This window comes from Salinivibrio sp. AR647, assembly GCF_001995415.1.
Taxonomy (GTDB): domain Bacteria; phylum Pseudomonadota; class Gammaproteobacteria; order Enterobacterales; family Vibrionaceae; genus Salinivibrio; species Salinivibrio costicola.
The window spans coordinates 520236-543100 of the sequence record NZ_MUFE01000001.1 but is presented as its reverse complement, the minus strand read 5'-3'; the positions used below and the strand labels follow the sequence as shown (position 1 = coordinate 543100).

Here is a 22865-nt window from a genome sequence, read left to right as displayed (position 1 = left end):
TTTGTCTCATCGATGAAACGCCTGTCAGGTTAATAAGATAACCCCGCCATAAACCAGCATCAAACCACTTACCCCGAGAATAAGGCCGACTTTGACCAGATCTTGACTACTGATAAACCCCGTGGAGTAAGCGAGCGAGTTGGGAGGGGTCGATACCGGTAAAATCATGCCGAGAGAGGCGGAAAAAGCGACAACAATGAGCAAGCCTTGCATGCCGCCAATGCTTGCTAACGCTGGCATGGAAGAGGCAATCGCCGCCGCAATCGGCATTAATAAGTTTGCGGTCGCTGTATTGGACATAAAATTAGCCATCAGCCAGCAAATCACCGATAAGGTAATTAAAACGGTCATGGCAGTGAGCAAGCTGTAATCCACTGCATGGGCGAGGGCTGCGGCGAGACCGGTTTGATCCAGTGCGATCCCCATTGCAATCCCGCCGGCGACCAGCCAAAGCACATCCCAGTTAATTTGCTTAAGCTCTGGCTTACCAATGATCCCTGTCAGGGTAAAAATAGCCAGAGGGATCACCGCGACGACATACGTATTCATGCCATGAGCGCCTGTGGTGAGCCACAGAACAATGGTCAGCGCAAAGGTAATATAGACGGTATAGGCTTGCCAGCTTTGTAAAAAACGGCCTTCTAACGCAAGCTCCACTCGAGTGTGTTGACTGCGAAAGAGGCGTTGTAACAGCCACCAAGCAAAACTGAGTTGGACGATCACGAAGGGGAGCCCCATCTTCATCCAGTCTAAAAAGGAGACTTGATATTCGCCGGTTAAATACTGTAGCGCGATCGCGTTTGGCGGTGTGCCGATAGGGGTAGCGATTCCTCCGGTATTCGCGGCGACCGGAATGCAAAGCACCATCGCTTTAATTAACGGATCGCCTTTGGGTAGCACACTGATAATGGGCGCTAATAGGGCCAACATCATGACAGTTGTCGCGGTATTGGACATAAACATTGAAAATACCGCCGTGATCAACATCAGCCCCAGCATAATGAACTTGGGGTGTTGGCCGAAAGGTTTGAGTAACACGCGGGCAAGGTTAATGTCGAGCTGATATTTAGACGCCGCGATAGCCAACGAAAACCCACCCATAAACAGGATGATAATAGGCGATGAAAAGGCACTTAATATATCGGTGTAAGGAATTAACTCGCCACGCGGATGATGAGGCGTTATGCCACGAAACCAGTGCAAGCCTTTGTCTGAAATCATGATCAGTTGCAGGGTGATGATGAGCAAGGACGTAGAAAAAACGGGAACAGGCTCAAGCACCCACAATAACGCGGCCATTAAAAAGATGGCTAATAAGCGGTGCTGAATAATCGTAAGATCGGCAATAGGCAACCAATCGGTGGGCATAAGCAGTAATAATAAGGGGAGGCCGAGTGCGACAAGTAGCTTGATAAAACGAGCATTAACCACAAATACGCTCCTTCGTCATTGGTGGGCGACCGCGTCATGCCTTACGGTTGGATAGGCAAGCGCTTTATTGCTAACAGAACACCTCCAATAATACGGACCTTGCCTGTTGATTAACGGGAAAAATCTCCGAATTTCGACACAAAAAAGGGGCATAAACGCCCCTTATCTCACAATTTTTTCGATTACGCCTGCCGATGCGCGTAGGGCTGCCCCATTTGCGTAGGCGTGCCAGGGGTAACTTGGTCGTCGAAGTGCAGGGCACCGTTTGGAAAGAGGTTAATCACGGTTGAGCCCAGTTTGAATCGGCCCATCTCATCACCTTGGACAAAGTGAATTGCTTGCTCGCCCTCGGTCGGGTATTGCCAACGACGAATGCTGCCGCCAGTTGGCGGTGTTACCGTGCCCGCCCACGTGGTTTCAATGCTACCGACAATGGTCGCACCTACTAAAATTTGCGCCATGGGGCCGAAATCTGTTTCAAAGAGACAGACAACACGCTCATTGCGTGCGAACAGGTTGGGAACGTTTTCTGCTGTTACCGGATTGACTGAAAAGAGATCGCCAGGAATATAGATCATCTCGCGCAGTACCCCGTCGCATGGCATATGGACGCGGTGATAATCACGCGGTGAGAGATATAAGGTGGCGAACGCTCCCTCATCAAATTGGCTGGCGAGTGCTGCATCGCCGCCGATTAATTCGGTTAATGAAAAGTAGTGGCCTTTGGCTTGGATTAATTGCCCCTGCTCGATGCGTCCCGCTTGACTGACGCAGGCATCGGCAGGAAAAACCAAGGTATCATTATCGCCTTCGATGGGACGTAACGCAGGTTTTAGCTCACGGACAAAAAAATCATTAAAGGTGCGATAGTAGCCAGGATCACTGACCTTTGCTTCGCCCATGTCGACGTGATACTGCTTAATAAACCACTTAATCACCGAGGTTGTGAACCAGCCGCCTTTTAAGCTAGCCAATTTGCCCATGACTCGGGTAAGAGCGTGTTTCGGCGCAAGGTATTGCAGCCCGACTTTTAAATCGTCTCGCACAGTTTCGTCCTGACAAGTTATTGAATGTTAATTACGCTCAATGCGTGCTATGGATTGGCACGCAGTGTAGCGAATCAATACGTGTAGTGACAGCGGCTCACAGTTGCTTATTTCGTGAGAACTGTCGGTTATCTTTTGCTTCTTTCATGCTTTCAATAATGCGGTGGTAGCTGTCAAAGCGTTCGACACTAATATGGCCATCTTCGACCGCCTGACGAAGCAGGCAACCTGGGTCGTCGCCATGTTTGCAGTCGCGGAATTTGCACCCACCTAAATACTCACGAAATTCGACAAACCCATGGGCGATTTGTTCCGGCTCAAGGTGCCATAAACCGAACTCGCGCACGCCAGGCGAGTCAATGAGATCGCCCCCTTGGGCGAAATGATACAAGCGTGCCGCGGTCGTGGTGTGCTGCCCCAGTCCTGAGTTTTCTGATACCTGATGCGTTTGCGCATGCACATCGGGTAATAAGGTATTGACCAGGCTTGATTTACCCACGCCTGATTGCCCCACGAACACACTGACATGTTGATCCAATTGTTCAACCAGTGTCGACATGCCCTCACCAGAATCGGCGCTCACCATCACCAAGGGATAGCCAATATCTCGATAGATATCGAGCAGCGTCTCGACCATTTCTCGGCCGTCATCATCCAGCAGGTCGACTTTATTGACCACAATGAGCGGGGCGATATTGAGTACTTCACACGCAATTAAGTAACGGTCGATAATATTGAGCGACAGCTCGGGTAAGATCGCGGCCACGATCACCACTTGATCGATATTGGCGGCAACGGGTTTAACGCCGTCATAGTAATCAGGCCGTGTCAGAACCGACATGCGATCATGTACCGCTTCAACCACGCCGGCAAATCCCTCGAGTGCTTCTTTGCCTGGGCGCCAAATGACGCGATCACCTGTTACCAGACTACTGACGGAACGACGGAGATTGCACCGGTGTATTTTCCCTGTTTGCGGATCTTCAATATCGGCATGTTGCCCAAATCGCGTGATCACTCGGCCTTCACGAGAAGACTCAAGGGCAGCATCTTCCCATTGGATGTCGTTATCATGCTGTTTGATCCGACGTTGCTGGTTCGATCGAACCCGCCGCAATTGGCCTTTAGTAAGCTTTTTCTTTTTTGCCACGTTGACTCTTATCAGTTAAGTTGGCTTTCATATCAAGCACAGTATGATACATGGTTTACCCATAAAAAAGGCAAGTTCAATGGCGTTCAGTGAAAACAATTTAATCTGGATCGATCTGGAAATGACCGGGCTCGATCCGGACACCCACAAGATCATTGAGATCGCAACGATTGTGACCGATGCACAGCTTAATATCCTGGCAGAAGGACCGGTATTAGCGATCCATCAGCCGCAAAGCGAACTCGATAAAATGGACGATTGGTGTACGCAAACGCATACCCAGTCTGGTTTGGTTGCGCGTGTGCAACAAAGCCAAGTCAGTGAGCAAGCGGCTATTGAGCAAACGATCGCATTTTTATCTCAATGGGTACCCGCGGGGGCCTCCCCGATTTGTGGTAACAGTGTGGGCCAAGATCGTCGTTTTCTCTATCGTCATATGCCGGTGCTGGAGCGTTATTTTCACTATCGCACGGTGGACGTCAGTACGCTGAAAGAGCTTACGCGCCGTTGGCAGCCCGAAATACTGAATGCGTTTTCTAAAAAAGGCACCCATTTAGCCCTTGACGACATTCGGGAATCAATTGCAGAATTGCAGTTCTATCGCGAAAGGATCCTGACGATCTGATTTTCTTTTCGTCGATCTGTTGCTCTTTTGAGCGATCAAAAGAAAAAATCATAATTTTGCTTATCAGCACTTGCAACCCGGTTTTTTCTTCGTATAATTCGCAGCCCTAACGACGTGAATCGTCTGTTGAAAGCGACATTAGCTCAGCTGGTAGAGCGCAACCTTGCCAAGGTTGAGGTCACGAGTTCGAACCTCGTATGTCGCTCCAAATTAAATATCGATCTGATAGTGATCAGGTCGATCTAAGCGACACTAGCTCAGCTGGTAGAGCGCAACCTTGCCAAGGTTGAGGTCACGAGTTCGAACCTCGTGTGTCGCTCCAATTTAAAATTCGATGTTACGCATCGGCAATGCGACATTAGCTCAGCTGGTAGAGCGCAACCTTGCCAAGGTTGAGGTCACGAGTTCGAACCTCGTATGTCGCTCCAAATAACAATTCGGTATAAGCGACACTAGCTCAGCTGGTAGAGCGCAACCTTGCCAAGGTTGAGGTCACGGGTTCGAACCCCGTGTGTCGCTCCAATCACTTGGTTAACCGCAAGTGTGGCGTTACATATAGCGCCGTCTTTAATGCTGTGAAGCATCATCTCTAGCATCAAATTCACACCTAACGTACTTCCTCTGGAAGCGGCGTATTGGCGTGCTTTTAATTACTAATGCACAGCTTTATCCACAAGACTCGTTTTGTGGATAACTTGGTTGATGAATTCTGTAAAGCCCGCCATGCCGGTGATCTTGTCAGCAAGCACGAGGACGATGTTGTACACCGGAAATAAACACCATTTCTCTCTATTTAGCTGAAAATAAAGGGGAATAGTGTATTTTTTTCCAGGTTAACTAATGCTTTTCCACAGTGTTATTCACTATCGTGATCTTGCTCGCTTAATGCCCTGCCTATGTGTTTAACTATCAAAAAGTGCACCATAAACACACATTGCTTAATAGTTTTCCACATAATGTGAATGGCGTCATCTTTCTGCTATTTAACAGTGCTAAGCATCTCGCGGTAACCCTTTTTCAATGATGCGCACCAGGCGGCGAGTGCCGGTGGGGAGTACGGCCACATCAATGCGCTGTCGTTTGCTTTCTTGCTCACCGAGCGCCCACTCTATATGTTCATCAACCAATGCATCCTCTCCATGCCGGGCTCGTAAGCTCGCAACGATCTCTGGATCATAAGGCGCGTTACCCATCGCGATAGCAAGATTGCGTCGCCACTTTTTAATCCCAATACGACGAATGGCCGACCCTTGCGTTAAGGATAAAAAAGTGTCCTCATCCCAATTAAAAAGTGTGGTGAGCGGCTGTTGATCAAGGCTAGGGCGACAGTGAAAGTCGGCTTCTAAGGTGAGTTCAGCCTCGCGGTTGAATGGACAAACGAGCTGGCAGTCATCGCAACCGTAAATGCGGTTACCTATCGCGTGGCGAAACTCCATAGGGATCACACCATCATATTCAATGGTGAGGTAGGAAATACAGCGCCGGGCATCGACCACGCCTTCCGCAACAATCGCTTGGGTTGGGCAGCTCGTCATACAAGCAACGCACTTGCCACACTGATTATCAACGGGAGTATCCGTCGGTAAAGGGAGATCAACCAATAGCTCGCCGAGGAAAAACCAGGATCCCGTTTCCTCGTTAAGGATCAATGAGTGTTTACCTGTCCATCCCAACCCTGCTTTTTCTGCCAACGGACGTTCTAAAATAGGTGCCGAGTCGACAAAAGGACGATAGCCATAGGGACCAACCTCGGCTTCGATTTGCTGCCCCAGCTTTTTCAATCGGTTGCGGATGAGTTTGTGATAGTCGCGCCCTAAAGAATAGCGACTCACATAACCTAAACGTGGATTGGCCAATGTGGTGGCAAATCCCGCTTCTGGTGGTAAATAATTCATGCGTACACTAATCACGCGTATCGTACCAGGCACCAACTCCTCTGGGCGCGCACGCATCATGCCATGTCGCGCCATCCACGCCATCTCACCGTGATAGCCATTGTCGAGCCAACGTTGCAGTTGCGCCTCATGTTGCTTGAGATCAACATCCGTGATCCCAACATGCTGGAAGCCTAGCGCTTGTCCCCATTGCTTGATACGTTGGGCTAATTGGTCGAAATTAATCGATGCATCGGGCGTGGGTTGCGACATAGCGGTAGATCCTGAGGCCTTAAGTGGTGCAGTACAATCAATGGAGGCAGTTGATGGCGACAAGTTTACCACAGAGTTTCTATCGTGCAGAGCAAGTTCGTGAAGGCGAACAGGCTGTCGCGCGTGCGTTGGATATTCCTATGTATCAGCTGATGTTAAGAGCTGGCCAAGCCGTCTTTGATAGTATCAATCAGTATTACCCTAACGCGGCACGGTTATTGATCGTCTGTGGTGCGGGCAACAACGCCGGCGATGGTTATGTGATTGCTCGGTTGGCGAAATCAGCGGGATTAAATGTCACCATATGGTCATTGGTCGCGCCAGAAAAACTTAGTGGCGACGCGGCAACCGCTTGGCAAGAGTGGCAAGATTGTGGTGGAAGCGTTATTAAGACCCAGCCTACCGTCACGCAGTTTGATGTCATTGTCGATGCCATGTTGGGCACCGGTTTATCGCGCGCGGTTGAAGGCGATTTTGCCCAAGCGGTCAGGGTGATTAATCATTGCCACGTGCCAGTGGTGGCGGTTGATATTCCGTCTGGCTTATGTGCCAACAGTGGCTGTGTAAAAGGTGTGGCAATCGCAGCGGATATAACGGTTACCTTGATTGCATTAAAACAAGGCTTATTAACCGGGCAAGCGGTCACGCATCGCGGTGAACTTATTTTTGCTGGTCTCAATGTAGCAACAGCCTTTGCACGTCAAGCGGAACCGGCTGGGCAGCTGATCAGTGACGATATCAAAACGCAATGCCTCCCGCCCCGAGCGCGCAGTGCACATAAAGGGCAATTTGGTCGCGTTCTTTGTTTAGGCGGCGACCATGGTATGGCCGGTGCCGTGACGCTTTGTGCCCAAGCTGCGTTACGCACTGGCGCCGGCCTCGTCAAAGTTGTGACGCAAAAAGACCATACCTTGATGCTCGTCACGCGTCAGCCTGAGCTAATGACGCAAAGCTGGGCGCCGGGCCAATCATTAGGTGATGCCTTGTCTTGGGCCACCCATATTGTTATCGGCCCTGGACTTGGCCAGAGTGCGTGGTCGGATGCACTCTGGACCATCGCCCTCTCGGCACGGTTGCCTAAGGTTGTTGATGCGGATGGATTAAATAAATTAGCGCGGCAACCCCAACACCGCGACGATTGGATTCTCACGCCTCACCCAGGCGAGGCCGCTCGCTTATTGGGCTGTGAAGTAAAAGAGGTGGAACTCGATCGTTTTGCCGCCGTCAAAGCGATACAAACACGGTATGGTGGTGTCGTTTTGCTTAAAGGGGCAGGAACGATCGTATATGATGGCACAGATTATGCTGTTGCAAATGTGGGCAATCCTGGCATGGCGTCTGGGGGGATGGGCGATGTTCTCTCGGGGGTAATCGGTAGTTTGTTGGCGCAAGGCGTTGATTTATTCTCGGCGGCAACATTGGGTTGCTACCTTCATGGTAAAGCGGGTGATTACGCCGCTCAGGCCGGTGAACGAGGATTGCTCGCCAGCGATTTGTTTCCCTATTTGCAGCAGTTAGTGGATTAGAGAAACGCGCCTGGTTCAGTAATCAGAGCAGTTTATGACATAAATAACAGACGAGATCCCAAAGTAGTATGACCCAGACTTTTATCACTCAGTTGACCGATGCGGATCGCACGGTGGCTTTTGGCGCGGCACTGGCGCGTGCTTGTACGCAAAGTACAACCTGCTATCTACATGGAGATCTTGGTGCGGGAAAGACCACGTTTTGCCGCGGTTTTATCCAGGCGATGGGGCATACCGGTAATGTCAAAAGTCCAACCTATACCTTGGTTGAACCTTATGAGCTAACACCTTGGCAAGTGTATCATTTCGATCTCTACCGTTTGGCGGATCCAGAAGAGTTGGAGTTTATGGGGATCCGAGATTATTTTAATCAACAAGCGCTGTGCTTAATTGAATGGCCAGAAAAGGGAGAAGGCTGGTTACCGCATGCCGATCTGGATATCACTCTGCGTTACGACGGTGAGCAGCGCAACCTTATTATTGATGCCAATAGCGCGGCAGGCCTGGCTATTATCGACCGCCTAGAATGGGAAGACTAGCATGATGTGGCAGCGGCTTTGCATCTTGATGATCGCCAGTTTGTTGAGTGCAACAAGTTGGGCCAACAAAATCGAAAATATTCGGGTGTGGCCGGCACCGAATGAAACCCGGGTGGTGGTTGATCTCGCTGAAAAGGCGGATTTTAGTTATTTTTCTTTAACACGTCCGGACCGACTTGTGGTCGACTTGAAACAAAGTCAGCTCGCCACCGGCTTGCCAAAGCAGGTTAAAGGCAGCGATATTCTGACTAAAATCCGCAAGAGCAGCCCCCCTGATGCCAGCACGTATCGACTGGTTTTTGAGTTAAAAAATGGTGCTAAGCCGACGATATTTTCTCTCGCACCGGGAGGCGAGTATGGCCACCGTTTAGTGGTTGATTTACCGCACGCGCAAAAAGTGGATAAGAACAAACCGACACTCTCGGTAGCGGAAAAGAAGCGGCGTGAGACGGTCGCGGCTTTACCCTTTGGCACTGAAGACATTGTCGTCGCGATTGACCCCGGGCACGGCGGTAACGATCCCGGCGCCATTGGGCCGCGTCGCAAGCAGGAAAAAGATGTCAATCTTGCCATTGCTAAACAAGCGGCTGCACGCATCAATGCGGTGCCGGGAATGCGGGCCGTCTTGACCCGTACCGGTGACTATTTTGTTGATTTGAATCAGCGTTCTGAAATCGCACGCAAACACAAAGCCCATTTACTCGTCTCAGTGCATGCCGACGGTTTTCATCAGCCACAACCTCGTGGTGCCTCGGTGTGGGTGCTCTCACGCCGCCGAGCGAACAGTGAAATTGGTCGCTGGATTGAAAAACATGAAGAGCAATCCAACTTGTTAGGTGGTGGCTCTTTGCTCGCACAAAATAACGAGGACGAATATTTAAGCCGTGCGGTGTTGGACTTGCAGTTTAGTAACTCGCAAAAAGAAGGCTACAACGTCGCGACTCGGGTGCTTAAAGAGCTGGGTAAAGTGACCAAGCTGCACAAATCGAGCCCTGAGCATGCGAGTTTGGCCGTGCTCAAATCGCCGGATATCCCGTCTTTGTTGGTAGAGACCGGATTTATTTCTAATCCGCAAGAAGAGCGTTTGTTATTCCAACGAGGGCATCAACGTGGTTTGGCGAATGCCATTTATCACGGTATTCGTAATTATTTTGAACGCTTTCCTCCTGACGGCACCTTGTTTGCCGCGCGCAAAAACGGGGTAAAACACAAAGTCAGCCCGGGACAGTCCCTCTCAGTTATCGCCAAACAGTATCAAAGCTCAATAGCTGCGATAAAATCGGCGAACGGCTTAACCTCAAGCACGCTGCAGGTGGGACAAGTGCTATCAATTCCAAATGTCGATGTGGCTAAGTTAGCCGGTAAAGCCGAGCGGGCATCCACACAAACCCTGACTCATACCGTGAGCCGAGGCGAATTTCTCGGTAAAATCGCCGAGCAGTATCAAGTCTCACTGAGCACGCTTCGCCAAGCGAACAATCTCAAGTCCGATACCCTTTGGGTCGGGCAAAAACTGAAGGTCCCTGGTGCGACATCACCGGCCATCAAGCACAAAGTGAAACGCGGTGAATACCTCGGTAAAATTGCCAGTAATTATGGGGTGACGATCGAAAGCTTACGTCGTGCCAATGAACTCGGCTCAGATACCCTGGCGGTCGGACAAACCTTAATTATTCCAGGAAGCTGATATGGCGATTGAGATATTACCCGCTCGACTCGCCAACCAAATCGCCGCGGGCGAAGTGGTCGAGCGGCCAGCATCGGTGGTTAAAGAGCTGGTGGAAAACAGTATTGATGCCGGCGCAACCCGTATTGACGTCGATATTGAAAAAGGCGGCAGTAAGCTCATTCGTGTCCGTGATAATGGTGTTGGGATCAGCAAAACAGATTTACAGCTGGCATTAAGTCGCCATGCGACCTCCAAAATCCACAGCCTGGATGATTTAGAAGCGATCATGAGCTTGGGCTTTCGGGGAGAGGCGTTAGCGAGTGTGAGCGCCGTTTCGCGCCTTACCATTACCTCTCGCCCCGCGGAACAGCAAGAAGCGTGGTCAGCCTTTGCTGAAGGACGCGATATGGTCGTTAGCGTGAAACCGGCAGCGCATCCGGTGGGTTGTACCGTGGAAGTGGTGGATTTATTTTTTAACACGCCAGCCCGACGTAAGTTCTTGCGTACCGATAAAACCGAGTTCAGCCATATTGATGAGTTGCTGCGACGTATCGCTTTGAGCCGATTTGATATTACCATTAACCTGCGCCACAACGGCACGCAGGTTCGCCAATATCGGCGTATCCCTGAAAGGGGAGATCCTCTACGTCGCCTAAAAGCCGTCTGCGGGCAAAAATTTGTTGATCATGCGCTGCGGATTGACTTGACCCATCACGATATGGCGCTGCGCGGTTGGATATGTACCCCTGACGGCGCGCGGCAGCAAAACGATATGCAGCATTGTTTTGTGAATCAGCGCATGATGAAAGATAAATTGATCAACCATGCTATCCGCCAAGGGTATGAGCAAAGCTTGGCGCCCGATCAGTATGCCGCTTATGTGCTTTATATCGATGTGGATCCGCATCAGGTAGACGTGAACGTTCATCCGGCGAAGCATGAAGTCCGCTTTCATCAAGCACGGCTGGTGCATGACTTTATTTATCAAGCGATTTATGACGGGCTGCAACAATCATCGTTACCCATCGACGAGACGGTCAATCCAGAGACCGGCGAGGTCAGAGAGACAGTGTCTTATCAACCTCGAGCATCGGCCGTGGCAACCGACCATTCCTACCAGCAAGCGGTGAATGCCTTTCCCGCTTATCCGGGGAAACAGTCAACCGAGTCGCCACGGCCAACAAAAGGGCAAGCTTCGCACGCTGACCGTTCGAGTGCGCCTTCCAAGCAAGCGACCCAAGCCTATCAAAGGTTAATGACGCCGCGAGCCGCCGTTCACACTGACGATGCCAAGGATAAGGCGACATCGAGTGAGCAGTCGCCTTCGCCGGTTAGCGTAAGTACGTGTATGGCACCAGCTAAGATAGTGAGTGGCCAACCTGGTTTGGGAAAAGTACTCGCGGTGATTGACCAGCATTATGTGCTGATGTCGTGGGGTGAGGATTTATGGTTAGCTGATCATCATCGGTTAGAAAGCTGGCGTCATCAAGGAGCGTTACAACCAGCCTTGGCGGAGGGATTAGTGACTCAGCCTTTATTAATTCCACAACGTTTATCCGCGTCTGCATCCGAATGTGATGCGATTAGCCACTATCAAACGTTACTGGGGCAATTTGGTATTCATATTCGGGTAAAAGGCCAGCAGTTAATGGTGATGTCTGTGTGCCAACCACTGCGGCAACAGAATCTGCAAGCCTTTGTTCCAGCCCTGCTGAACTTTTTAGGCGGCTTAGACCCCAGCCAATCTAATCCGGATCACTGTGCGAACCTGTTGGGTTGGCTGGCAAAGCAGTTGACAGTTGCATCGGATCCAGTCAGCCTTGCGCAAGCGGTACAGACCGTATCGGAAATTGAACAGTATTGGCAGGGTGAGGCGTTGGAAAAAGGGCGACAACGCTTGTTTACGCGCCTCGACCTAACCTCAGCAATAGAAGCATTACAACATGACTAATCCGCTGCCTAAGGCCATTTTTTTGATGGGGCCAACCGCCTCGGGAAAAACGGATCTGGCCATTGCATTACGCAATACCATGCCGGTTGAAATTATTAGTGTTGATTCGGCCTTAATTTATCGAGGGATGGATATTGGTACCGCCAAGCCAACCGCTGACGAATTAGCACAGGCGCCGCATCGCCTCATCGACATTCGAGATCCCGCTCAGGCTTATTCCGCAGCCGACTTTCGTGAAGACGCCCTCACAGAAATGAAGAAGATCGTGTCGAATGGCAAGATCCCTCTGTTGGTTGGGGGCACCATGTTGTATTTTAAAGCGTTATTAGAAGGGTTATCGCCATTACCCAGTGCGGATCCTAGTGTGCGTGACGCATTAGAAAAAGAAGCGCAGCAGCATGGCTGGGAAGCGCTTCATGCACAGTTATGTGATATTGATCCTGTTTCTGGTGCGCGGATCCATCGCAACGATCCGCAGCGGATTATGCGGGCACTTGAGGTGTACCGTATCAGTGGACAAACCCTGACCGCATTGACGGAAAAAAAAGGTGAACCTTTGCCGTATCAGGTACACCAATTTGCAATAGCGCCTCAGGAACGAGGTGAGTTGCATCGCCGCATTGAGCTCAGATTTGACAAAATGGTTGAAGCGGGCTTTGAAAAGGAGGTACGTACACTGTTTGAGCGAGAGGATCTGCATCCCGATCTGCCCTCGATCCGCTGTGTTGGGTATCGCCAAATGTGGGATTATTTGGCCGGACGTAGCACCCATGATGAAGCCGTTTACCGTGGGATTTGCGCGACGCGCCAGTTAGCCAAACGTCAGATAACTTGGCTGCGAGGCTGGGAAAATGTGACGTGGCTTGACAGTGACGCGCCGTCACTGTCTTTACAAACGGTGACAAAAGCGTTGACGGCAGGGACGGAAACTTGATGTATACTGTCACTGACAAGGACGCTGCTTAACCGCGACATTGACTACAATTACAAACAAATAAGGAAAAGAACTAATGGCTAAGGGGCAATCATTACAAGACCCATTCCTAAATGCGTTACGTCGTGAGCGTATTCCTGTTTCCATTTACCTTGTGAATGGCATTAAGTTACAAGGGCAAATCGAATCGTTTGATCAGTTTGTGATCTTGCTGAAAAACACCGTGAATCAAATGGTGTACAAGCATGCCATTTCTACTGTGGTGCCGGCACGTGCCGTGAGCCATCACAATAATAACCAAGGGGCTGGAGAGCGTCCACAGGGCGATCGTCAGCAAGAAAAACCTGAGGAGTGAGTATTCAATTGCTAAGGAGTCTTTCGCTTGTTTGACCGTTACGAGGCCGGTGAACAGGCTGTACTCGTTCATATTAATTTTACCCATGATGGCGAGTGGGATGATCTCAGTGAGTTTCAAATGCTGGTTTCGTCCTCGGGTGTCGACGCCTTGCAAGTTGTTGTCGGCAGCCGTCAGTCTCCTCACCCGAAATATTTTGTCGGCGAGGGAAAAGCCCAAGAAATTGCAGAGACCGTGCAGCATGTCGGGGCCGATGTGGTGATCTTCAATCATACCTTGTCTGCCGCCCAAGAGCGTAATCTGGAGCAGCGATTTAAATGTCGAGTATTGGACCGAACAGGCCTCATTCTCGATATTTTCGCGCAGCGTGCACGTACGCATGAGGGTAAATTGCAGGTTGAATTAGCGCAGTTACGGCATCTTTCTACCCGACTCGTGCGTGGCTGGACCCACCTTGAACGTCAGAAAGGGGGGATCGGTTTACGTGGCCCAGGGGAAACCCAGTTAGAAACGGATCGTCGATTATTGCGTGATCGGGTAAAAGCGATTTTGCGTCGGTTAGACAAAGTGGCCAAGCAGCGCGAGCAAGGACGACGTGCGCGAGCGCGTGCCGAGGTACCAACGGTATCGCTGGTGGGGTATACCAATGCGGGTAAGTCGACGCTGTTTAATCGGATTACCGAAGCTGGCGTTTATGCAGCCGATCAACTGTTTGCTACTTTGGATCCGACCTTACGTCGGATTGAAGTCGAAGATGTCGGCACCGCGATTTTAGCCGATACCGTCGGTTTCATTCGCCATTTGCCACATGATTTGGTGGCGGCGTTTAAAGCGACATTGCAAGAAACGCAAGAAGCGAGCTTATTGTTGCATGTGGTTGACGCCAGTGATGAGCGATTGAGTGGCAACATTGAGGCTGTTGACAGCGTGCTCGAAGAGATTGAAGCCGATGATGTGCCACGTCTACTTATCATGAATAAAATAGATAGTCTGGATCAGGCTGAGCCTCGTATTGAACGAGACGACGAGGGCGTGCCGAAAGCCGTATGGGTATCAGCCTTGTCGGGGCAAGGTATTGCGCTCATCTTTGACGCGCTGACCGAGCGTTTGGCCGGTACCATGGTGCGGCATCGATTACGACTACCGCCAAATCTAGCGGGTCGGATGCAAAGTAAATTTCACCAGATGCGATGCATTGTCAGTGAAGAATACCAAGACGATGGGCATCTATTAGTCGATGTTAGGCTGCCGCAAACAGACTGGCATCGGTTAGAAAAAAGAGAAGGCAACCAGCTTGGCGACTTTATCGTCAGTGAATAGGCTGCTAGAGTAAAAAATTATCGTCAGATCAATTTGATGGAGTGCGCGAATGGCGTGGAATGAGCCAGGAAACAATGGCGGTCCCGACAAAGACCCCTGGGGGAATCGTGGTGGCCGTAATCAAGGACCACCCGATCTTGATGAATTGTTTAATAAACTAAGCCGCAAACTGGGTGGCTTTGGTGGCCGGAAAGGCAAAGGACCTTCTTTCGGTGGCGGAATGGCGGGGCTAGGTGTCCTCGCACTCATCGGTATTATCGTATGGGGTATTTCCGGTTTCTATACCATTGGCGAAGCGCAGCGTGGTGTGGTGCTTCGGTTCGGTCAGTATGATCGTGTCGTGCAACCTGGCCTTAACTGGAAACCGACGTTTGTTGATACCGTGAGAACGGTTGATATGGAATCAATCCGCTCGCTAAACAGTTCAGGTTTGATGCTGACCAAAGATGAAAACGTGGTCAACGTCGAAATGGATGTCCAATACCGCGTGATGGATGCCCAGCAGTATCTCTACAGTGTCACCAATGCTGATGACAGCTTGCGTCAAGCGACGGATTCAGCGCTTCGTGCGGTCGTGGGTGATTCTGTGATGGATGATATTATCACTCGAGGTCGTCAAGAAGTAAGAGAGCGCACCCAAGTTGAGTTGAATCAGATCATTGATAAATACAACATGGGCTTGATTATTGTCGACGTAAACTTCCAGTACGCACGACCACCAGAGCAGGTAAAAGATGCCTTTGATGACGCCATTGCAGCACGTGAGGATGAAGCGCGCTTTATCCGTGAAGCAGAAGCGTATCGTAATGACGTCTTGCCAAAGGCAACGGGTCGAGCCGAAACGCTGAAAAAAGCCGCATTGGGTTACAAAGCTCGTACGGTCAATGAAGCAGAAGGTGAAGTCTCTCAATTCGAAAAATTGTTGCCTGAGTATATTGATGCGCCACGCGTGACACGTAATCGCCTGTATATCCAAACCATGGAACAGGTGTACAGCAGTACAAGTAAGGTGATGGTGGATTCGCAAAGCGGAAACAGCAACCTCTTGTATCTCCCGCTGGATAAGTTGATGGGAGGGGCAGCCGTTGGGCCTAACCAGCGTAAAGAAACGTCGAGCAGCCAGTATGGCATTGAGCTGGAGCAAAGCTCTCAGCCAAAACAGCCTGAGTCGGCGCCGCGTTCTGGTTCATCACGTGAAGGGAGATACTAAGCATGCGTAAGATGATGATCCCGGTTATAGTCTTAGCGGTCGTGATATTTTTGATGTCGATCTTCGTGGTGAGTGAAGGTGAACGCAGTATTGTGATTCGCTTTGGACGTGTCCTGAAAGTGGATAACGAGATCGCGAAAATCTATCAGCCAGGTTTGCACTTTAAGTTGCCGTTGTTTGACCGAGTGAAGACCCTCGACGCGCGCATTCAAACCATGGATGACCGTGCCGATCGCTTTGTTACTGCAGAGAAAAAAGATGTCATTATCGACTCTTATCTGAAGTGGCGAATTAAAGACTTCGGTCAATACTACCTTGCCACAGGGGGCGGTAATAAGATCACCGCTGAGTCGCTGCTGCAACGTCGTATTTCTGACGGTCTGCGTGCCGAAATTGGTAACAAGACCATCAAAGAGATAGTGTCTGAAAAGCGCGACCAAGTCATGGAAGGTGTGTTGGAGCGTGCCGCGGGTGAGGGGATACGTGATTTAGGGATTGAGCTGATTGATTTGCGTATCAAGCGTATCAATCTTCCAAGCGAGATCAGTGAATCCATCTATGCCCGTATGCGTGCAGAGCGTGAAGCAGTGGCGCGTCGTCATCGTGCTCAAGGTCGTGAGCAGGCTGAAATTATTCGCGCACAAGCAGAACTTGAGGTAGCCACGATTCTTTCTCAAGCAGAGCGTCAGGCGCGAATCACACGCGGTGAAGCAGACGCTGAAGTGGCGCAGCTTTTTGCCCGTGCGTTCAAGAAAGAGCCTGAGTTCTATAGTTTTGTACGTTCGCTACAGGCCTATCGCGAGAGCTTTGACAGCAAGGGCGATATGCTGATTGTTGATCCGAAAAGTGACTTCTTCAAATACATGAAGCAGCCAGATGTGATCGACCAATAAATCGTTATCACCGACAGAAAAGACAAGGCATCGTGCCTTGTCTTTTTTTTATCGGGTAATGGTTGCGCACAGTAGAGTTCAATAAAGGAGAAGGAATCATGATGACATTCTGGGGGGCGCTCGCGCTGGTATTAATTGTTGAGGGGCTGGGGCCTATGTTATTCCCCAAGCAATGGCGACAAATGGTGACCGAGCTGAGTCAGCAGCCGGATAATCAGTTGCGACGTATCGGAGGATGTTTAGTGGTGATTGGCGCCGTATTCGCCTATTCCATCTTAGGTTAACAACGCGGCTGTCAGCTTGACGTGACAAACCCATGGAAAGAAAACGACAATACGGTTAAAAAATAACTGCAACCGAGTTTTTAAGGTGCTAGAATCCTTTTTTAACTAGCTGCATATCGAAGAAGATGGGTAATAACGTAGTCGTTCTCGGCACCCAATGGGGTGACGAAGGTAAGGGAAAGATCGTTGATCTTTTGACTGAAGATGCAAAATACGTGGTTCGCTATCAAGGCGGTCACAACGCAGGTCATACTCTTGTCATTGACGGTGAAAAGACCGTCCTACACTTGATTCCTTCTGGTATCCTCCGCAACAACGTTAAATGCATTATCGGTAATGGTGTGGTGCTGTCGCCAGACGCTTTACTGAAAGAAATGGGTGAGCTGGAAGCACGCGGCGTGCCCGTGCGTGAGCGCCTATTCCTATCAGAAGCGTGTCCTTTGATCCTGCCTTATCACATTGCGTTGGATGCAGCGCGTGAAAAAGCGCGTGGCAAGAAAGCCATTGGCACCACAGGCCGTGGTATTGGCCCAGCGTACGAAGACAAAGCGGCGCGCCGTGGTTTGCGTGTGGGTGACCTATTCGATAAAGAAGCCTTCGCTGAAAAGCTGAAAGAAGTGATGGAACTCCATAACTTCCAGCTAGAGCACTTCTATAAAGTCGAACCTGTAAGCTATGAAGACACCTTAGCCAAGGTCATGGAGCAAGCAGACATCCTCACTGGTATGGTGATTGATGTCACCCAAGAGCTCGATGATGCGCGTAAACGTGATGACAAAATCATGTTCGAAGGCGCACAAGGCACCTTGCTAGATATTGATCACGGCACTTATCCGTATGTGACCTCCTCAAACACTACCGCTGGCGGTGTGGCTGCAGGCTCTGGTTTTGGTCCTCGTCATCTTGGTTATGTGCTAGGTATCGCCAAAGCCTATTGCACGCGAGTAGGAGCAGGTCCGTTCCCAACAGAACTTGATGACGACATTGGTATGCATCTAGGCACTAAGGGTGCGGAGTTTGGTGCAACCACGGGTCGTAAGCGTCGTTGTGGTTGGTTTGACGCGGTGGCTATGCGCCGTGCCGTGCAGATTAACTCGGTCTCGGGTTTTTGTTTGACCAAACTGGACGTGATGGACGGCTTGGAAGAAATCAAAATTTGTACCGGTTACAAGATGGCTGACGGCACCATGGTAGAGGTATCACCACTGGCTGCGGATGCGTACGCAAACATCGAGCCTGTTTATGAGACTATGCCGGGTTGGAGCGAAAACACCTTTGGGGTGAAGTCACTCGACGAGTTACCACAAGCTGCACTTGATTACATCAAGCGCATTGAAACCTTGACTGGCGTGCCGATTGATCTGATTTCAACTGGCCCAGACCGTAATGAAACCATCATTAAGGTTCATCCTTTCGAGAGCTAATGCTTGCGCGAAGACAAACCATGAAGCCAGCGTTTAACGCTGGCTTTTTTTATCGCTATTGGATGAGGTTGGAACCCAGATCGCCTGGAAAGCGGAAAAAACTTGCCGCCTTTGCTAAAGTCACTAAGCAGGGTGCCGATACAAAAAAGCACACGGTTAGCGCGCGCGTTGCTGTTGGGTTTCTTGGTTGAATAGCGAGTAGGCATGAAGTTTCGAACGCTGAGTTTTTCACTTTTACTAACGGTAACGACGTTGGCAACAGCAACCGCTAGAGCGGATGTGGGGCCAGCGGTGCCCTTGTATGAAGAAAGTGAACTGATCGCCTTATTCGAGACCAACTCACACCTTGAGCGTGTGGAACAAGATGAATGCCAACTCGTACAAGACATCGAAGTACGGGCAACACGTGTGGGATCTCCCGCCTATGAGTTCTTGTACGGCGATATGTTGGCGTGGGGCGTATGCGTTGATCAAGATGCCGAGCTCGGTGTGTATTACATGAAACAGGCTGCGCAGCAAGGGTTACCTGCGGCATTGGAGCAGCTAGGGCGATACTATGCGAATGGGACCTTGGTGCAGCAAGATCAACGACGCGCGATTCCTTACCTGCGCGAAGCCGCCTCATTGGGGGATACCCGCGCGCGAATTCAACTGGCCGAGTTGCTCGTGGATGACGTCGGTTCACCGCTTGATTATGAGGATGCTTATCGCTGGTTATATCAGACCATTACCGCAGACTCTGGCACGCGTGATCGTATTGCCGAGTTACGTTCAGCGCTTGAAGCGCGAATGCCTCAGAATATTATCGCTCGCGCTAAAAGACGCACCAGTTACTGGTAACCGCTAGCCTCTGACTGTAGGCGATTTTATCGTCAAAATCCGCTATACTCCCTTTACTCATCTGTTCCCAATCTGATTTGATATGGCCAGTTCGCCATGTTCCTCTCGTTGCCTACAAGCAAAGCGCTGAAACAAAACGTCAAACTGCGATCATCGCGGCGCAATCGCGACAGTTAACAGATATAATGAAATCAACATACGCCAATAGGAAAAGGTCTATGTCGCAAGACACAGGTTCGACAAATAATACGCCAAACAACATCGCTGCGGATCCACACCAGGCCCGTGAAGCTGAAAAATATGAAAATCCGGTTCCCAGCCGAGAGCACTTGCTGGAAGTGATCCGCAGCTTTAAGGCGCCAGTGAGCCGCGACAATCTGTTTACCCATCTCGGTTTAGACGGCGATGATCAGTATGAAGGTTTACGTCGACGCCTGCGTGCGATGGAGCGAGATGGTCAACTCGTGTTTACTCGGCGTAAGTGCTATGCCTTGCCCGAGCGTCTGGATCTGATTAAAGGGACCGTCATTGGTCACCGTGATGGTTTTGGCTTCTTGCGCCCTGAAGGGAAAGGCAATCATGACGATTGGACGTTACCGTATCATCAAATGCGTAGCGTGATGCATGGCGATGTCATTTTGGCGCAAGGTGTTGGCACCGATAAGCGCGGTCGCCAAGAAGCCCGTGTCGTGCGAGTGTTGGAAGCACGTCAAGGCCAAATCGTTGGGCGTTATTTTGTCGAAGACGGTATGGGCTTTGTCGTGCCAGACGATAGTCGCCTGGGCCAAGATATCGTGATTGATAAAGATCACACTCAGGGCGCGCGTATGGGCAATGTAGTGGTGGTTGAGATCATGCAACGTCCTACTCGCCAAACCAACCCAATGGGTAAGATTGTTGACGTGCTGGGCGAAAACATGGCGCCGGGCATGGAAATTGAAATCGCGATGCGCACCCATGATATTCCTCATCAATGGCCGGATGCCGTGCTCAAGCAAGTTAAAAGTTTGAACGAGGAAGTGCCGGAAAAAGCGAAAGAAGGCCGCGTTGATCTACGCGATCTGCCGCTGGTGACCATCGACGGTGAAGATGCCCGTGACTTTGATGATGCGGTCTACTGTGAACGTAAACGTTCTGGTGGCTGGCGTTTGTGGGTGGCAATTGCCGATGTTAGTTACTATGTGCGACCTGATTCTGCGCTGGATAAAGAAGCGCAAAACCGCGGTAACTCGGTGTACTTCCCCAATCAAGTGGTGCCCATGTTACCAGAAGTGCTTTCCAACGGCCTATGCTCGCTCAATCCACAGGTTGATCGTCTATGTATGGTCTGTGAAATGACAATTTCTGAGTCAGGCGCACTATCCGGCTACAAGCACTATGAAGCGGTGATGAACTCACATGCGCGTTTAACCTACACCAAGGTGTCTAACATCTTAGAGGGTGATGAGACCTTGCGAGAGCGTTATCACACCTTGGTTCCACATCTAGAAACCTTGCACGATATGTACAAGGTGCTCAGTGGGGCTCGCCAACAACGCGGCGCCATTGAGTTTGAGACGGTGGAAACCCAATTTATTTTCAACGCACAGCGCAAAATCGACCGTATTGTGCCGGTGGAGCGCAACGATGCGCACAAGATCATCGAAGAATGTATGATCCTTGCCAACGTCGCCTCTGCGCGTTTTGTCGAGAAGCACAAAGAGCCAGCATTATATCGTGTTCACGAAGCACCGGGTGAAGAACGTCTTAGTGGCTTTAAAGATTTCTTAGGCGAGTTAGGCTTAAGCCTGAGTGGGGGCCTAGAGCCGACGCCGAAAGATTACGCGGCACTGATGCACGTGGTCCATGGTCGCGCGGACAGTGAGCTTATTCAGACCATGTTGCTCCGCTCGATGAAGCAAGCGGTGTATCAAGCGGATAACCAAGGTCACTTTGGTTTGGCACTAAAACAATACGCCCACTTTACCTCGCCTATTCGTCGCTATCCGGATTTGCTGTTGCACCGTGCACTCAAATACTTGATTGCCAAACAAGCGGGTAAAAACCAGGATCGCTGGACCCCTACAGGGGGCTACCACTACTCATTTGACGATATGGATGTTTTAGGCGAGCAGTGTTCGAAAACCGAGCGTCGCGCCGATGATGCCACCCGTGATGTGTCGGATTGGCTTAAATGCGAATATATGCAAGATCACGTTGGCGATGAACTGGAAGGTGTGATTGCCAATGTCACCGGTTTTGGCTTCTTTGTTCGCCTCAATGAGCTGCATATCGATGGTTTGGTTCATATCTCCAACCTAGATAACGACTATTACCGTTTTGATATGGTAGGTCAGCGTCTGGTGGGCGAAGGCTCTGGCCGCGTGTTCCGACTTGGCGATCAGGTAACGGTTAAAGTGCTGTCAGTGAATCTTGATGAGCGACAAATTGACTTTGAACTGGTAGGCTCTGAGCGCAAAGCCCGTCGCCCGGGTAAAACCGAACGCGATAAGCGCAAAAAAGGTCGTGCGGAGTCGAATAAAGATCCGCAAGCGCGCCGTGAGCGAACCTCGGTACGCCAACAGCTTAAACGTGGCGCAGTGCCAAGTGTTGAAGGCGATAAGGCGCCGGCGGATAAGCCAAGCAAAAAGAGTAAAGTAAAGTCGCCTGCGCAAAAAGCACGCAAGAAAAAGGCGAAAAAACAAAAAGCCGAAGCGGGTAACAAAAAGAAGTAAATCATGAGTAGTGAAGTTATTTACGGCATTCATGCCGTCCAAGCGATTTTAGCAACCGATCCTTCCCGCTTTATTGAAGTGATGGTATTAAAAGGGCGTCAAGACGAGCGTTTGGTCCCCGTGCTCAATGACATTGCGATGCTGGGCGTGAGTATTCAGCAAGTGGGCCGCAAAGCGTTAGACGATAAAACTCAAGGTGCGTCGCATCAGGGGATTGTTGCCCGTGTCAAACCGGGTCGTCAGTACAACGAGAATGACTTGGAGGCGATCCTCGCTAATACCGAGAACCCTTTGTTGCTGGTACTTGACGGTGTCACCGACCCGCATAATTTGGGGGCTTGCCTGCGCACTGCCGATGCAGCCGGAGTGAGTGCGGTCATCGTTCCGAAAGATAAATCTGCTCAGCTTAACGCGACGGCACGCAAAGTGGCCTGTGGCGCAGCTGAAGTGGTGCCTTTGGTGCGTGTTACTAACTTGGCGCGTTCTATGCGGACGCTCAAAGAGCAGGGCGTGTGGTTTGTGGGCACCGCCGGTGAAGCCGATCATGATGTCTACGACACCAAATTGGTGGGGCCGCTAGCCTTAGTGATGGGCGCGGAAGGAGACGGCATGCGCCGTTTGACCCGTGAAACCTGTGATGAGCTAATTCGTATTCCCATGTCAGGAAGCGTATCGAGCTTGAACGTATCCGTGGCAACTGGTGTCTGTTTGTATGAAGCGGTGCGTCAGCGTCGTTAAGTGCCTTGTCTCTTGTCCACCGTTGAAGAAAAACGCCCCTGTTGGGGCGTTTTGTCATTTTGGGAAGTG

Annotated in this window: 19 protein-coding genes and 4 tRNA genes; 19 read left to right on the top strand and 4 right to left on the bottom strand. The window is 50.6% G+C overall.

Features of this window, described 5'->3' with window-relative positions:
• Positions 1-24 precede the first annotated feature (24 nt).
• The 3 genes from BZG76_RS02460 to rsgA form a co-directional block, all read right to left on the bottom strand.
• Complete coding sequence (locus BZG76_RS02460) at positions 25-1431, bottom strand: SLC13 family permease (RefSeq protein WP_077460023.1); 1407 nt, start codon at positions 1429-1431, stop codon at positions 25-27.
• A gap of 182 nt (positions 1432-1613) precedes the next feature.
• Complete coding sequence (asd, locus tag BZG76_RS02455) at positions 1614-2477, bottom strand: archaetidylserine decarboxylase (protein ID WP_077460022.1); 864 nt, start codon at positions 2475-2477, stop codon at positions 1614-1616.
• A 97-nt stretch (positions 2478-2574) separates the two neighbouring features.
• Positions 2575-3627, bottom strand: coding sequence for a small ribosomal subunit biogenesis GTPase RsgA (gene rsgA, locus BZG76_RS02450; RefSeq protein ID WP_077460021.1), 1053 nt, complete (start codon positions 3625-3627; stop codon positions 2575-2577).
• A 79-nt stretch (positions 3628-3706) separates the two neighbouring features.
• Here rsgA and orn point away from each other — a divergent pair, with 79 nt between their 5' ends.
• The 5 genes from orn (at position 3707) to BZG76_RS02425 (ending at position 4774) form a co-directional block, all read left to right on the top strand.
• On the top strand, positions 3707-4252 hold the full coding sequence (gene orn / locus BZG76_RS02445; protein WP_077460020.1) for an oligoribonuclease: 546 nt from the start codon (positions 3707-3709) through the stop codon (positions 4250-4252).
• Between the two features lie 132 nt (positions 4253-4384).
• A tRNA-Gly gene (locus BZG76_RS02440) sits at positions 4385-4460 on the top strand.
• A gap of 38 nt (positions 4461-4498) precedes the next feature.
• Positions 4499-4574, top strand: a tRNA-Gly gene (locus BZG76_RS02435).
• A gap of 30 nt (positions 4575-4604) precedes the next feature.
• A tRNA-Gly gene (locus BZG76_RS02430) sits at positions 4605-4680 on the top strand.
• Between the two features lie 18 nt (positions 4681-4698).
• Positions 4699-4774: transfer RNA gene (locus BZG76_RS02425), tRNA-Gly, on the top strand.
• Positions 4775-5244: 470 nt separating this feature from the next.
• Here the strand turns inward: BZG76_RS02425 and queG are convergent.
• Entirely contained in the window at positions 5245-6372 is a 1128-nt protein-coding gene (gene queG / locus BZG76_RS02420) for a tRNA epoxyqueuosine(34) reductase QueG (RefSeq protein WP_158009978.1), read from the bottom strand.
• Positions 6373-6452: 80 nt separating this feature from the next.
• On the opposite strand from queG, the gene BZG76_RS02415 reads away from it, so the two are divergent.
• The 14 genes from BZG76_RS02415 to rlmB all read left to right on the top strand — a co-directional run bounded on the left by BZG76_RS02415 (position 6453) and on the right by rlmB (position 22796).
• On the top strand, positions 6453-7925 hold the full coding sequence (locus BZG76_RS02415) for a bifunctional ADP-dependent NAD(P)H-hydrate dehydratase/NAD(P)H-hydrate epimerase (protein WP_028569672.1): 1473 nt from the start codon (positions 6453-6455) through the stop codon (positions 7923-7925).
• A 68-nt stretch (positions 7926-7993) separates the two neighbouring features.
• Positions 7994-8464, top strand: coding sequence for a tRNA (adenosine(37)-N6)-threonylcarbamoyltransferase complex ATPase subunit type 1 TsaE (gene tsaE / locus BZG76_RS02410; RefSeq protein WP_021023475.1), 471 nt, complete (start codon positions 7994-7996; stop codon positions 8462-8464).
• Position 8465: 1 nt separating this feature from the next.
• Positions 8466-10151 carry an N-acetylmuramoyl-L-alanine amidase gene (locus tag BZG76_RS02405; RefSeq protein WP_077460018.1) on the top strand — a complete coding sequence of 562 codons (1686 nt, stop codon included), beginning with the start codon at positions 8466-8468 and terminating at the stop codon, positions 10149-10151.
• Between the two features lies 1 nt (position 10152).
• A complete protein-coding gene (gene mutL, locus BZG76_RS02400; RefSeq protein ID WP_077460017.1) occupies positions 10153-12084 on the top strand; it encodes a DNA mismatch repair endonuclease MutL in 1932 nt (643 codons plus the stop codon).
• On the top strand, positions 12077-13018 hold the full coding sequence (gene miaA, locus BZG76_RS02395) for a tRNA (adenosine(37)-N6)-dimethylallyltransferase MiaA (protein WP_077460016.1): 942 nt from the start codon (positions 12077-12079) through the stop codon (positions 13016-13018). Before mutL ends, miaA begins: the two co-directional genes overlap by 8 nt.
• Positions 13019-13094: 76 nt before the next feature.
• Positions 13095-13373, top strand: a complete 279-nt coding sequence (hfq, locus tag BZG76_RS02390) for an RNA chaperone Hfq (protein ID WP_021023479.1) — start codon at positions 13095-13097, stop codon at positions 13371-13373.
• A gap of 27 nt (positions 13374-13400) precedes the next feature.
• Positions 13401-14693: a ribosome rescue GTPase HflX gene (gene hflX / locus BZG76_RS02385; protein WP_077460015.1), complete on the top strand. Its 1293-nt coding sequence runs from the start codon at positions 13401-13403 to the stop codon at positions 14691-14693.
• Positions 14694-14742: 49 nt separating this feature from the next.
• Positions 14743-15903 carry an FtsH protease activity modulator HflK gene (gene hflK, locus BZG76_RS02380; RefSeq protein WP_077460014.1) on the top strand — a complete coding sequence of 387 codons (1161 nt, stop codon included), beginning with the start codon at positions 14743-14745 and terminating at the stop codon, positions 15901-15903.
• Between the two features lie 2 nt (positions 15904-15905).
• Positions 15906-16796: a protease modulator HflC gene (gene hflC / locus BZG76_RS02375; RefSeq protein WP_021023482.1), complete on the top strand. Its 891-nt coding sequence runs from the start codon at positions 15906-15908 to the stop codon at positions 16794-16796.
• A 98-nt stretch (positions 16797-16894) separates the two neighbouring features.
• Positions 16895-17080 (top strand): DUF2065 domain-containing protein, encoded by a 186-nt coding sequence (locus BZG76_RS02370; RefSeq protein ID WP_021023483.1) that lies wholly within the window; start codon positions 16895-16897, stop codon positions 17078-17080.
• 125 nt (positions 17081-17205) lie between these two features.
• A complete protein-coding gene (locus BZG76_RS02365) occupies positions 17206-18504 on the top strand; it encodes an adenylosuccinate synthase (protein ID WP_025744518.1) in 1299 nt (432 codons plus the stop codon).
• A gap of 204 nt (positions 18505-18708) precedes the next feature.
• A complete protein-coding gene (motX, locus tag BZG76_RS02355; RefSeq protein WP_021023486.1) occupies positions 18709-19344 on the top strand; it encodes a flagellar protein MotX in 636 nt (211 codons plus the stop codon).
• Between the two features lie 218 nt (positions 19345-19562).
• Positions 19563-22058, top strand: a complete 2496-nt coding sequence (rnr, locus tag BZG76_RS02350; RefSeq protein ID WP_077460012.1) for a ribonuclease R — start codon at positions 19563-19565, stop codon at positions 22056-22058.
• 3 nt (positions 22059-22061) lie between these two features.
• Positions 22062-22796 carry a 23S rRNA (guanosine(2251)-2'-O)-methyltransferase RlmB gene (gene rlmB, locus BZG76_RS02345; RefSeq protein ID WP_077460011.1) on the top strand — a complete coding sequence of 245 codons (735 nt, stop codon included), beginning with the start codon at positions 22062-22064 and terminating at the stop codon, positions 22794-22796.
• The last annotated feature ends 69 nt before the right edge of the window (positions 22797-22865 follow it).